Consider the following 13,038-nt stretch of genomic DNA (forward strand, 5'->3'; position numbering starts at 1 on the left):
AAGTTGGGAAGTAATGCGAACGAGATGCTTTCGAGTTCAGTCTGTCATCACTTCTTTTCAGATGTTGTGGTCTTTGTTCCCAGCCAAGATCTGGATCGGATGCTGGCGATTGTCGGAGCTCTGGAAGCCGCGACCAAGCTCCCCGACTTTCATCGCAAGCAGGGCCGCAAGGAACTGGTCGCTGTCGAGGACGGCTTTCGCGAGTCGACGGCCAGTTGGGAGACGCTGCTGACGGGGCTGCGAGAGCGCGGGCTGACGACGGCTCCCAAGCTGGCGGTCGGTGACGGTGCCATGGGGTTCTGGGCGGCACTGAGCAAGATTTACCCGACGACCGACCATCAGCGCTGCTGGGTCCACAAGATGGCTAACGTGCTGAACAAGCTGCCGAAGGCCGTGCAGCCCAAGGTCAAGGCCGACCTTCACGACATCTGGATGGCCGAGACCCGCATTGATGCACACAAGGCCTTCGATCGCACCCTGAAACGCTTCGAGGCCAAGTACTCCAAGGCGATGGCGTGCCTGGCCAAGGATCGGGAGGAATTGCTGGCATTCTACGACTACCCGGCAGAACACTGGGTGCATATTCGCACCACCAACCCGATCGAGTCGACCTTCGCCACGGTTCGCCTGAGGACCAAACGCAGCCGGAACTGCGGCTCCCGTGCCACGACCTTGGCGATGGTCTTCAAACTGCTTCAGAGTGTCCAGAAGCGCTGGAGACGCATCAAGCACTTCCAGAAACTGGAGCTGGTTGTTAGTAACATCCAGTTCCAGGACGGCGAGCAAGTAACCGATCAATCAGATAAGAATGCGGCCTGACCGCCATCCACCAGATTTGACAATAACTCCCCGCCGATTCTCGCTATCGGCAACACTGATCAAGGCCAGGGTTCTCAGGCAGTCACCAAGATTCATGGTTGGCTAGTGGCACTGTCAGCAGACCAGAAGCCGGGTTACGAAAATTTGAAGGAAGGCCTCATGCTCACCGCAGAAGGGTTGACGATTAGGGTATTTTCGGATGAGGAAGGGCAACCAGAATCAGAGGAGCCAGGAGAGCTCATTACAGCAGAGCAGAACTACACTTTTCTCTTCAGCAGAGTTTGAACGCCGGGTATCTAGGTTGGTATAAGTGCGAACCAGAGTAGGCAATGCCCCTTGATATTACGCCCGTTCGGGACCTGACGAAGCGAGTAAAAGCTGGTCGGCGTGTTTTTAGCGTAAAAAGGCCATCGACGATCCGGTAATGACCTGGAGGGGCTGATGAAAGAAATATGGATAGTCCTCAGCCTGGCATTACTCCCTGCGGTAGGAAACTTAGCCGGCAGCCTAATAGCAGAATTTACCGGGACTCCAAATGTGCGGATTTTACTCGAAGTGTAGCTGAGCGCGCTACACGCGCCGGAGACGCGGCATAAGGGTAATGCTTGGACGAGACAGCGGATACCTTCAAGTCGACTTTCGCCAAGCGGCGGTGCTTAGCGCCAGTGAGTGGATGGTACGGGTGGTCAAGGAAATGACACCCAAGCAGCAGCATTTTCTGTGCCAAGCTGATCGAGCACTGGCCTGTCAGTACTGCAATCGACAAACCGACAGAGTGCTGAACTTATCAAACCTGTATAACCGTGCCCCAAGCTGCGGCAGGACCGAGCGCAACCCAGCAATTTCAGGCTATGGCATTGACTGGGCTGACGTGAGATTGAATGTAGAAGCAATTTATAGTGGCGCAAAATACGAGATTTATTCTGCCTTAATCAAAAACGCTACCGTATTTCTCATATTCAAAAACTGGGAGCTCCTCGACGTCTTTCCTTGAGTAAGTGAGTATGTAGTGAGTGTCGCCAGGCCGCCAACCTTCGGGATAACCATAAAAGGGATAAGCACGGGGGCCTTGACCAAATTCGGCACTCGCTGGCTTAACGATGATTGCCTGCATGACGCCACTTCTTGAAAAGAGAGCATCTGTAATATATCCATAACCGCCGTCATTCTCCATGCTTGCATAATCATGCATGATATCGGTGATCTTCCATGTTTGCGGACCAGTAGCGACATTCTCTTCCACATTACTGATGCGCTCCATTTCTTGCTTATAGATATATGATTCATCTATATTTACGCTGGAAAAGAGATCATATTCTTCCAAGTTATCGTGTCGTACTGGGACCTTTATGCCGTCTTCAAAAAATTCGACCTCGTCCCATGGGATGGCAACATGCCTATCACCGCTATCCCATACTCCGCCTACTTCAGCAATAACAGTGACAATCTGGTTCTCCCAATCAAGGATAATGTTTACCATCTCGCCTATTTCGTTTTCTTGAGGGGAGAATACCTGCGCATCCAGAAAATTCTCTGCGCGAAATCCACCCTGTTCGTAAATAGATTTATAACTCCATTCATCAAGAGAGCGAACTCGCTTATTATTCTGCGGCTCGCCTGAATCACTTCGATCAGCTCGGTCATTAGGCTGTTTTTCGTCTTCTGCTGCGTGAGTCTGCACTGTCATGACTGAGGTGGCCATGAGTAGTGCCATGACGGGCAGTACGTTGCGATACAGAGTCATTTTCAACTCCCTCTTGCTTCCGTTGATGTCAGGTTAGTTTAGGAAGCCTCTGCGTAACTCATTTGCAGGTACCCCCTGGCAACAGCAAGAAGCTTTTTATACGAGGGCCTGTTTCATCATGGTGCTCTGCTTGGCGGCAGAGCACCCGTGATAAGGCCGCTCAGTTCAGTTAGGGTCGATGGCTGAAATGCTTAGCTGTTACTCCAGAAGGCCTTCGTATCTTTCATAGTCAAAAGGCTCAATTTCGCCAACTTCATCTTCGTCATATTGCAAGGAATAAGCGGGGTAGCCTGGCGCCCAGCCATACCCATAACCATAAAAGGGATAAGCGTAAGTTCCAGCACCATAATCTGTATCGGACTCGACAATTACGGCTTGAACCTCGCCATCACGCGAGAAGAGCATGTTGTCGATATAACCATAGCCGGTGGCTTCACCAACCGTTGCATAGTCATCAAGCAAGTCGGTGAGCTTCCAGATGCCCGGGCCGGCGTCAAGATCGTCCTCGACTTGCTGGGTCTGGCTGAGCTCTTGCTCGGTAATGTATTCGTCAGAAGCAAAGAGTCCGTATTCATCGGCATTGTCTTCTGTTACAGGAATCATTACGCCGTCATCGTGGAGCTCAACTTCTTCCCAGGGAACCAGGACATGCGTATCCCCAATATCCCAGAGCCCACCTACCTGGGCGATGATGGCAGCTATCTTATTGTCTCGTGTAATAAGCACATTCTCGACGCTACCGATTTCTTTCTCATTATCTCCAAAGACCTCGGCATCCATCAATCTGTCAGCTCTTATGCCGCCAGATTCATAAATATCTTCATAATTCCAGTCACTTAATGGCCTTATCAGCTCCTCCTGAGCTTGAGCTTGAAGCCCGACGGCGGTAGCGGTGATGGCTAGCATGGTGACACAAACATTGCGTTTGATTGGCATGACGGAGCTTCCCTTCCTGTTAGCATATTTGCAAGTTAGAAGAGAAGTCTCGGCCTGTAAAGGAGGTGTATTTAGAGCTGCTGCAAATCGATTCGACTCAAAAAAATCAGGCCAACGCTATTAGTACTACAGTTGTAACTAACCTGATGTTTCAATAGATACCAGCCGTCGCCTACGGTGGCACTGCCAGGCATGGTACTGATGCCGTCGTCACCAGTCAGACCAATGCCACCCGTGCGAAACAGGGGCCACACCAGACGGTTCAACAGTTTCCTGATTTCTGGGAGCGTCAGGCTGATTCGTTCGTGAGGTGTTTTTTTTGCTGAGCGGCCTGGCGCATGACAGCGAGCAAGGCATGCGCCAGAAGTACGAGCGTGATGTGCCGGTACCGCCCCGCCCAGCGCCGAATCTCGTACTGATCCAGCCCGCACTCGCCATTGGCGGCCTGGAAGCCCTGTTCAATATGCCAGCGTTGACCCGTGACGCTAACCAGTGTCTCCAGCGAGGCCTGGGCGCGTGGGGAAAACGCTACATAGAACACACGGTCAGCTGGATCCCCACAAGACTGATGGATCAATAGATAATGGCCCCAACGGCGTTCTTCCTCTGGTAGCTGCAGGCGTCGCCATAACGGGATCAAGGCCCAGTCATACCAGCGCTCCCTCTTGCTACCGCTGCCAGCAGAAAGGCGATGCCAGGCGTCAGGGAGCTGTGCATCGGCAATTTCATTGGCACGGGAGTAGCGTGGTCCTTGCCACCATAGGGGTTCATTGCATGGCACGGCGAGTACAAATGGCTGTTCCCGCTCTTCAAGCCAGAGCCGAAGACCGCGGTTGCCGCCATAAACGGAATCCCCGGTAACCCAGCCGGCAGGGATATTCTTATCAAGGGCACGCTCCAGCATTTGACGGGCGAGCTCCGGCTTGCTGGAAAAGCCGACACGGTCGGGAATCCCGGCCTGGCGACAGCGCTCACCATCCTGCGTCCAGGTCTTTGGCAGGTAGAGTTCGCGGTCGATAAAGGCACTCCCGCTGGGGCCGGCGTAACAGAGAAACGCGCCAATTTGGCTATTCTCGACACGTCCCGCTGTATTGACGCTGCATGCCGGCAGAATGCTTCCCTTTCTTGAAAAAGCCCGTTTCATCGAGAATCAGGACACCGTCAGGTGATCCCAGGTCTTCCGCCACCCACTGGCGCAACACGTCCCGTGCCGCATCAAGATCCCAGCACGTTCCAGCAGATGTTGAACGCCATACGGGGCAGCATCTCCCCACAACTCGGTGAGTTGCCAGCTGTTCTTGCGTTCGCACTGACTCAGCAAGCCCTGTAGATAGCCCATGGCACGCTCTCGGGTCTCGGAGCGCGAGAAAAGCTTGCCCAGTCTGGTGGCCATATCGTCGAAATAAGTGGAGGCAGGAAAATCGCGTGGCATCATGAGTCACCTGTCAGGTAGTAGCACGTCCAATCTCAGCATAGTTTATTCAATTACAACTGTAGTACTAGATAGGGGTCCAGAACGCTGGGTCCTCCAGGCAGCAGCCAGGGTCCTTGGCGGTGTTCAGCCCGTGCCTCCAACAGCGTCAGGTGCTCCTGAAGGGTCGAACGGTCCGCCGCAGGCTGCCAGCCTCCTCGGGAGTGGCCGCGTAACGTCTCGTGTAGAAGCACAGGCGCAGCTCCGAACAGCCAGGCCAGCCGAGCGGCACCTCGTCGTCCGGTGCCACGTCGGCGGGGGGTTGGCGCTGTCCGGGGAGTAGTAGAGCCGATAGCATGGCGGGGCGTTCGGCCCCGCTACTTCTTTCATGACCGACCCAGTGCCGAGCACCCGCTGGGTCTCAATCGCCGTCCGGCTTAGACGGCGACGCTGCCGTGGGGATCGATGACGAATTTCTTGGCCGCGCCGCCGTCGAAGTCGGCGTAGCCCTGCGGGGCTTCGTCCAGGGTGATCACCTGGACGTTGACCGCATCGGCAATATTGACCTTGCCGAACAGGATCGCCTGCATCAGCGGGCGATGGTATTGCATCACCGGGCACTGGCCGGTATGGAAGGAATGCGATTTGGCCCAGCCGAGGCCGAATTGCATGCTCAACGCGCCCTGCTTGGCGGCTTCGTCGGTAGCGCCCGGATCTTCGGTCACGTACAGGCCCGGGATGCCGATCTGGCCGCCGGCACGGGTCAGTTGCATCGCCGAGTTGAGTACGGTGGCGGGGGCTTCCTTGCCATGGTTGCAACCACAGGCATGGGCTTCGAAACCGACGCAATCGACGAAGCAATCGACTTCACGCTCGCCGAGAATCACCTCCAGCTTGTCGGCCATGTCACCTTCCTGGGTCAGGTCAAGGGTTTCGCAACCGAAGCTGCGGGCCTGGGCCAGACGCTCTTCGATCATGTCGCCGACGATGACACAGGCGGCCCCCAGCAACTGGGCAGAGACCGCCGCTGCCAGGCCCACGGGGCCGGCGCCGGCGATATAGACAGTACTGCCCGGCCCCACTCCGGCGGTGACGCAGCCGTGGAAGCCGGTGGGAAAAATGTCGGACAGCAGGGTCAGGTCACGGATCTTCTCCATGGCCTGGTCGGCGTCCGGGAATTTCAGCAGGTTGAAGTCGGCATAGGGCACCATGACGTACTCGGTCTGGCCGCCGCCCCAGCCGCCCATGTCGACGTAGCCGTAGGCCGCGCCAGGACGCGCCGGATTGACATTGAGGCAGATACCGGTGCGGCCCTCCTTGCAGTTGCGGCAGCGGCCACAGGCGATATTGAACGGTACCGAGACCAGGTCGCCCGGCTGGATGAATTCGACATCGCGACCGCACTCGACCACCAGGCCGGTGATCTCGTGGCCCAACACCAAGCCTGGCTCCGCGGTGGTCCGACCACGCACCATATGCTGATCGCTGCCGCAGATATTGGTGGTGACGACTTTCAGGATCACGCCGTGGTCGCATTTGCGATTGCCGAGGGCAAGTTCCGGATAGGCGATGGATTCGACGGCGACTTTACCCGGGCCCTTGTAGACGACTCCGCGGTTGGCTGCACTCATGGCTGATTCCTCGATATTGTTGTAACGGATTGCGTTGTGGCGTGGTGGATACTTTCGCTGCTCCAGCCTATACCTTCCTCGCCCGCCGACTTACCCCACAGAGGCACTCACGTATCCGTGAAAGACATTTTTGTCATCTTCCTGACGGGCTTCACCGATGCCAACGTCTCGCATCGCCCCCTGATGGCGGAGATCTCTCATGCGAAAGCCCCGGCACTGTGGCCGGGGCTCGTACGTTGCAGTGGATCAAGGCGTGGCAGGTAGTCCTAACGCAGGACGCCCTCTTCCTTGAGTAGCTTGAGGATCGCCTCGGCGCCCTGCTCCGGCGTGACATCGGTGAGCAGCTGCCCGCCGCCCCCCTCGGCCTTGGCCGCAGCGGCCTTGAAGCGGTCACGGGCCGAGCCGGCTTTGATGATCTTGAGACGTTTGGGTCGCTTGCGCGCCGGCATGAGTGTCCACTCGCCCAGGGCCTTGTCCATCACCGCTACTTCGGCGCAGGACTCCAAGCGGGCGCGACGTGCCGGGCCGAAGGCGCTCTGGCGCGCCATGGGCGCGGCACCATCCACGGTGATGATCGCCGGCAGCCGTACTTGAAGGCGTCGCCGCTGGCCACGAGGCAGGGCCTGCAGCAGAGTCGCCACGCCGTTCTCGATGCCTTCCACCTCGGCCAGGCCATTGACTAACGGCCACCCCAGATACTCGGCCAGAGCATAAGGCAGCAGCCCCGAGCCCTCACCACGCTCGGCACGCGAACCAGCGATCACCAGCTGTGGAGGCGCCGCGGCGAGCCGCTGGGCCAAGGCTGGAACCACATCGGCCCCCTCCGGCTGCTCCACCCGGGTCAGGCGGTCCAATCCCATCCCCAGATACCCCCGCAGGGCCTCCTCGCTACCGTCATCCGCAGGGCCGGCATGCAGCAGGCGCACTCGGGCACCCGGCAGTGTCAGCGCTACCTCGACGCCACGGGCGTCCTGGTCGGCACGGCGTGCCCGACCGGTAACCGGATGACGGCCCACCGACACCAGCACCGCCACTTCGATCTCTCGTGAATCAGGCTGCATCGCGACGTACTCCTCCGTGTTGTTCCGCTCGCTGTTGTTCTACTTGTTCGACCAGGGCGGCGAGGATCTCGGCGGCGTCGCCGATCACCGCCAAGTCGGCGCGCTTGATCATGTCGCAGCCGGGGTCGCGGTTGATGGTCACCACCTTGTCGCAGCGCTGGATGCCCTGCAGGTGTTGGATAGCCCCCGAAATGCCCACCGCCATATACACCCGGGCGGTGACCCAAGTGCCGGTGGCGCCCACCTGACGGTCGCGGGCCATGAAGCCGTCATCCACCGCCACCCGGGAGGCCCCTTCCGTGGCCGCCAGCACCGTGGCGGCATGATGGAAGCCATCCCAATCCTTGACGCCGTTGCCGCCGGAGAGGATGAACTCCGCCTCGGCTAGGGCCACCCCGGCGGGGTCCACCGCCACTTGCCCCAGATCCTCGATACGCGAGAGGATCCTGGGCGGCTCGATAGTTAGCGACAACGGCTCGGCGGAGTGCCGGGTCTCGTCCACCGGCTCGGCGCACTCAGCCAAGGCCAGGGCGACCCGCGGCAGGGGACGCTGGATATCCAGGCTCTCTGCCGCACCGCGGGCGGTACAGCGCCAGCCCAGCGGCGCCTCGCCATCAGCCTCGATCTGCCAGACCCCGGTGGCGGGGCGCTCGTCCAGGCTCAGCGCCAGGCGACGTCCCAGGTCGGCGCCACCCAGCGGCGAGTCGGGCAACAGCCAGTGGTGCGGGGCGAACTCCCGCTCCACCGCCGCCAGCACCGCCAGCCGTGCCTCGGGCGAGAAGCCGGTGAAAGCCGCGTCCTCGAGGTGCAGCAGGCGGTCGATGCCAGCCTCACCCAAGGTGCTGTCCTTGTGCTCGCCGAAGATCACCGCCAGCACCGCGCCGGGCCGCGCGGGATCGGCGTCGGCCAGCCGTCGGGCCAAGCCCAGCAGGTCGCGGTCGTGGCCCGACAGCCGGCCACCGGTCATGTCCGGCACCACCGCCACCAGGAAAGCGGGATCCTCGATGGTCACCGCCCGGCGACTATCCTGGGCTGCCTGACGGCCTTGTCCCGGGGCCTGGCCACCCTGCTGGGTACCGCTGCGATCGATACGCTTCACGCCCTTGGGTCCGATGAAGCCGATGGCATGGGGATTCCGGCGAATCACCCCATTGGGCCCCAGCCACTCGCTGGCGGCCCCGCCACCCCCGATTTCTCCAAGGGCGGCAAGCACGCTCAGGTGTTCGGGATGCAGGCGGTTGCGGGCGATCCACGCACGGCGCGGATCGCGACGAATGCTATCGTTCATGTTCTCTCTCACGGGCAGAACTCCTCAACGGCAGGCCGGCGTGGCCGGGACTCGACCGGGGCGGCGGGCCGATCCACCAGGGCGTCGGCCACAAACTCGGCGATATCACGCACCTCGGCGCTGGCGTCCACCACCCCTTCAAACATAGCGGTGCACTGGGGACAACCCACCGCCACCAGCTCGGCGCCGGTCTCCTTGACGTCATTCATACGCATATCGGGGATCCGCTGCTTGCCGGGGATATCGGTGATGGGGGCCCCGCCACCACCGCCACAGCAGCGCGAGCGGGAACCGGAGCGCTCCATCTCGGCCACCTGGATACCCAGCGCTCGGAGCACCCGACGCGGCGCCTCGTATTCGCCGTTATAACGGCCCAGGTAGCAGGGGTCGTGATAGGTGACACTGCCGCCCTTCCAGGGCGAGAAGGTCAGTCGGTCGGTATCATATAGCTCGGCGATAAAGGTGCTGTGGTGACGCACTTCATAATCGCCGCCCAGCTCGCCGTACTCGTTGCCCAGCACGTGGAAGCTGTGGGGGTCGCAGGTGACGATGCGCTGGAAGCGGTACTTGGCCAGGGTGGCAATATTGCGCTTAGCCAGCGACTGGAAGGTGGCCTCGTCACCCAGGCGCCGCGCCACGTCGCCACTGTCACGCTCCTCGTTGCCGAGCACGGCGAAGTCCACCTCGGCAGCGCGCAGTACTTTAACCAACGCCCTGAGTGTGCGTTGATTGCGCATATCGAAGGCACCGTCACCCAGCCAGAGCAGCACCTCGGCCTGCTTGACGTCGGCCATCAGCGGCAGGTCGAGATCCGCCGCCCAGTGCAGCCGCGAGCCGGGATCGAAACCGCCCGGGTTGTCGGTGGCGATCAGGTTGCCGAGCACCTCGGCGCCCTTGTTGGGCGTATTGCCATGCTCCAGGGTCAGGAAACGGCGCATGTCGACGATGGCGTCGACGTGCTCGATCATCATCGGGCATTCTTCGACGCAGGCGCGGCAGGTGGTGCAGGACCACAGAGTCTCGGCATCCACCAGCGCCTGTCCCTGACGAGCCACGATGGGCCCCTGAGGGCTCCCCTGATGTTCACCGACGGGTTTGCCCGGATAGGGGCTGCCGGCGTAGCCCGCATCGCTACCCCCGGCCATGCCCACCACCATGTCCTGGATCAGCTTCTTGGGATTGAGCGGTTGACCGGCGGCGAAGGCTGGGCAGACCGCCTCGCAACGACCGCACTGCACGCAGGCGTCGAAGCCAAGCAGTTGGTTCCAGGTAAAGTCGGCAGGTTTCTCGACTCCCAGGGGCGCATCGACGTCATCTAGGTTCAGTGCCTTTAGACCGGTCGAGCGTCCCTCCCCTCCCGCCTTGGTGGAAAAGCGCTCGGGACGCCGATGGAAGGCCAAGTGCAGGGCGCCAGCGAAGGCGTGCTTCATGGGGCCGCCCCAGGTCATGCCGACGATCATCTCGCCCAGGCCCCAGGCCACCACTGCGGCGAGCCCCAGAGCCAGGATCCAGCCACCGCTCCCTTCGAGAAAGCCTTCAGGAAGCAATCCGACCGTGGGCAGCGTGATCAGGAACACACCCAGCGAAAAGGCCATCAGGCTCTTCCACAGGCGATTCCAGGGGCCCTTGGACAGGCGCGCCGGTGGGTTGCGACGGCGCTTGGCGACGAACAGGCTGCCGACGAACATGGTGGCACTGGCTGCCAGCAACACCCAGCCGAGCACGCCCCCCAGTACTTCTGAAGAGCCCATCCCCAGGCCATGTACCAGGATCATCAGCACCGCGGCGGCGACGAAACCGCCGGCGGTAGCCACGTGAGTATTGGACATCACCTTGTCACGGGCCACCACATGGTGAAGATCGACCAGGTAGCGCCGCGGCATGGCCGCCAGCCCCTTGAGAATCGGGACAGACGATGGCCGCCCCTGGCGCCACAGGCGGTTGCGCCGCCAGGCGCCGATCACTGCCAGTGCCAGGGCGGTGAAGATTAGTATCGGCAAGAGCGTATCGAGCATGGTGCTCACCTCATCTTTGGTGCCATTGGCGGCTTTCGCCCAAGTCAGAAATCCTTGCAGATCCGCAGGGCATCGTAGATCGCCGCATGGGTATTGCGCGGTGCGCTACAGTCGCCCAGCCGAAACAGCAGGAAGCCATCCCCATCCTCGCTCAGGCAGGGCTGTGGCTGGATGGCATAGAGCGCCTCCAGATCCACCTGCCCCCTATTGCGGGACCGGGGCTTGAGGGTGTAATAGAGTGCCTCGTCGGGACGCACGCCGTTCTCCACCACCACCTGATCGACCACCCGTTCTTCCAGGGCGCCGGTGTACTCGTTCTCGAGCACCGCCACCAGGCCGTCGCCCTCGCGGTAGACCTTGTGCAGCATCAGGTCGGAGGACATGATCACCTCCTTCTCGTAAAGGCTACGGTAGTAGGTGGGAAAGGTAGTGCCGCCCACCGCGGCGCCGGGCTTGATATCGTCGGTGACGATCTCCACCTTGGCGCCCTTGTCGGCCAGGTAGTCTGCCGCCGAGACGCCGGAGAACTCGCAAAGGGCGTCATAGAGCAGTACGTTCTTACCGGGTGCCACTTTGCCGGAGAGAATATCCCAGGTGCTGACCACCAGGCTCTCCTCGAGATTTTCCGAGTAGCCCCACTCCGGATACTGGCTCAGGAAGGGTTGACCCCCGGTGGCCAGCACCACGATATCCGGGCGCAGGTCCTCGATGGTGGCCTCGTCGGACCGGGTTCCCAGGCGTAGGTCGACCTTGAGCCGCGCCAGCTCCAGCTGGTACCAGCGGGTGATGCCGGCGATCTGGTCGCGTTGGGGGGCCTGGGCGGCGATGGTGATCTGACCACCGAGCTGCTCCTCGGCCTCGAACAGGGTGACGTCGTGGCCGCGCTCGGCCGCCACTCGGGCCGCCTCCATGCCACCAGGACCGCCGCCGACCACCACCACCTTGCGTCGCGGCCCTTCGGACTTCTCGATGATATGCGGCAGGCCCAGGTACTCCCGCGAGGTGGCGGCGTTCTGGATGCACAGCACGTCCAGACCCTGGTACTGGCGGTCGATGCAGTAGTTGGCGCCCACGCACTGCTTGATCTGATCCACCTGGCCCATCTTGATCTTGGCAATCAGGTGAGGGTCGGCGATTTGCGCCCGGGTCATGCCCACCAGGTCCACGTAGCCACCCTCGAGAATACGCTGGGCCTGGTTGGGGTCCTTGATGTTCTGGGCGTGGATTACCGGCACGCCGACCACTTCCTTGATGCCCGCCGCCAGGTGCAGAAAGGGCTCCGGCGGGTAGGACATGTTGGGGATGACGTTGGCCAGCGAGTTGTGGGTGTCGCAGCCGGAGCCGATGACGCCGAAGAAGTCCACCATACCGGTAGCATCGTGGTAGGCGGCGATCTGCTTCATATCGTCGTGTGAGAGACCGTCCGGATGGAACTCGTCGCCGCAGATGCGCATGCCCACCACGAAGTCGTCACCCACCTCTGCGCGCACCGCCTTGAGCACTTCCATGCCGAAACGCATGCGGTTCTCGAAACTGCCGCCCCACTCATCCTCGCGCTTGTTGACCCGCGGGCTCCAGAACTGGTCGATCAGGTGCTGGTGCACGGCGGAGAGTTCGACCCCGTCGAGCCCGCCCTCCTTCGCCCGGCGCGCGGCCTGGGCAAAGTCACCGATGATGCGCCAGATATCCTCCTCCTCGATGGTCTTGCAGGTGGAGCGGTGCACCGGCTCGCGGATACCGGAGGGCGATACCAGGGTCGACCAGTCGAAACCATCCCAGCGCGAGCGGCGCCCCATGTGGGTAATCTGGATCATGATCTTGCCGCCGTGCTTGTGGACGGCATCGGCGAGGTTCTGGAAGTGCGGGATGATGCGATCGGTGGTGAGGTTCACCGAGCTCCACCAACCCTGGGGGCTGTCGATGGAGACCACCGAGGAGCCACCGCAGATTGACAACCCGCAGCCGCCCTTGGCCTTTTCCTCGTAGTACCTGACGTAACGCTCGGTGGTCATGCCGCCGTCGGTGGCATACACCTCGGCATGGGCGGTACTGACCACCCGGTTGCGGATGGTGAGCTTGCCGATCTCGATCGGTTGGAAGAGTGCGTCGAATGCCATGATTATCTCTCCTGGT

The 13,038-nt window shown here is 60.8% G+C and carries 8 protein-coding genes and 2 pseudogenes; 1 reads left to right on the plus strand and 9 read right to left on the minus strand.

The genetic code is table 11. The annotated features are described in order from the left end of the window. Nucleotides 1-156: 156 nt before the first annotated feature. Nucleotides 157-819: pseudogene (locus tag GPM19_RS12795) on the plus strand (IS256 family transposase); the annotation flags it as partial. 928 nt (nucleotides 820-1,747) lie between these two features. Here GPM19_RS12795 and GPM19_RS12800 read toward each other — a convergent pair. The 9 genes and pseudogenes from GPM19_RS12800 to dgcA form a co-directional block, all read right to left on the minus strand. Further along, entirely contained in the window at nucleotides 1,748-2,563 is an 816-nt protein-coding gene (locus tag GPM19_RS12800) for a PRC-barrel domain-containing protein (protein WP_227842428.1), read from the minus strand. Between the two features lie 198 nt (nucleotides 2,564-2,761). Beyond that, nucleotides 2,762-3,499 carry a PRC-barrel domain-containing protein gene (locus GPM19_RS12805; protein ID WP_227842429.1) on the minus strand — a complete coding sequence of 246 codons (738 nt, stop codon included), beginning with the start codon at nucleotides 3,497-3,499 and terminating at the stop codon, nucleotides 2,762-2,764. Nucleotides 3,500-3,788: 289 nt separating this feature from the next. Next, nucleotides 3,789-4,934 (minus strand): annotated as a pseudogene (locus GPM19_RS12810) (IS701 family transposase). A gap of 50 nt (nucleotides 4,935-4,984) precedes the next feature. Further along, nucleotides 4,985-5,164 (minus strand): glutathione S-transferase family protein, encoded by a 180-nt coding sequence (locus GPM19_RS12815; protein WP_160419412.1) that lies wholly within the window; start codon nucleotides 5,162-5,164, stop codon nucleotides 4,985-4,987. A gap of 183 nt (nucleotides 5,165-5,347) precedes the next feature. After that, nucleotides 5,348-6,541 carry a formaldehyde dehydrogenase, glutathione-independent gene (fdhA, locus tag GPM19_RS12820; RefSeq protein ID WP_160419413.1) on the minus strand — a complete coding sequence of 398 codons (1,194 nt, stop codon included), beginning with the start codon at nucleotides 6,539-6,541 and terminating at the stop codon, nucleotides 5,348-5,350. 266 nt (nucleotides 6,542-6,807) lie between these two features. Further along, the gene (etfB, locus tag GPM19_RS12825; RefSeq protein WP_160419414.1) at nucleotides 6,808-7,602 is read right to left on the minus strand and encodes an electron transfer flavoprotein subunit beta; all 795 of its coding nucleotides are present in this window, start codon (nucleotides 7,600-7,602) and stop codon (nucleotides 6,808-6,810) included. Continuing rightward, the gene (gene etfA, locus GPM19_RS12830; protein ID WP_160419415.1) at nucleotides 7,592-8,890 is read right to left on the minus strand and encodes an electron transfer flavoprotein subunit alpha; all 1,299 of its coding nucleotides are present in this window, start codon (nucleotides 8,888-8,890) and stop codon (nucleotides 7,592-7,594) included. Before etfA ends, etfB begins: the two co-directional genes overlap by 11 nt. Nucleotides 8,891-8,898: 8 nt before the next feature. Continuing rightward, entirely contained in the window at nucleotides 8,899-10,905 is a 2,007-nt protein-coding gene (locus GPM19_RS12835) for a (Fe-S)-binding protein (protein ID WP_160419416.1), read from the minus strand. A gap of 44 nt (nucleotides 10,906-10,949) precedes the next feature. Next, entirely contained in the window at nucleotides 10,950-13,022 is a 2,073-nt protein-coding gene (dgcA, locus tag GPM19_RS12840) for a dimethylglycine demethylation protein DgcA (RefSeq protein ID WP_160419417.1), read from the minus strand. Nucleotides 13,023-13,038: the final 16 nt, after the last annotated feature.

It is taken from the genome of Vreelandella zhuhanensis (assembly GCF_009793355.1).
GTDB classification, from domain to species: Bacteria; Pseudomonadota; Gammaproteobacteria; order Pseudomonadales; family Halomonadaceae; genus Vreelandella; species Vreelandella zhuhanensis.

Coding starts and splice junctions, on each gene's coding strand:
- GPM19_RS12800 (WP_227842428.1), bottom strand. CDS start 2,563: ATGACTCTGTATCGCAACGTACTGCCCGTCATGGCACTACTCATGGCC.
- GPM19_RS12805 (WP_227842429.1), bottom strand. CDS start 3,499: ATGCCAATCAAACGCAATGTTTGTGTCACCATGCTAGCCATCACCGCT.
- fdhA (WP_160419413.1), bottom strand. CDS start 6,541: ATGAGTGCAGCCAACCGCGGAGTCGTCTACAAGGGCCCGGGTAAAGTC.
- etfB (WP_160419414.1), bottom strand. CDS start 7,602: ATGCAGCCTGATTCACGAGAGATCGAAGTGGCGGTGCTGGTGTCGGTG.
- etfA (WP_160419415.1), bottom strand. CDS start 8,890: ATGAACGATAGCATTCGTCGCGATCCGCGCCGTGCGTGGATCGCCCGC.
- GPM19_RS12835 (WP_160419416.1), bottom strand. CDS start 10,905: ATGCTCGATACGCTCTTGCCGATACTAATCTTCACCGCCCTGGCACTG.
- dgcA (WP_160419417.1), bottom strand. CDS start 13,022: ATGGCATTCGACGCACTCTTCCAACCGATCGAGATCGGCAAGCTCACC.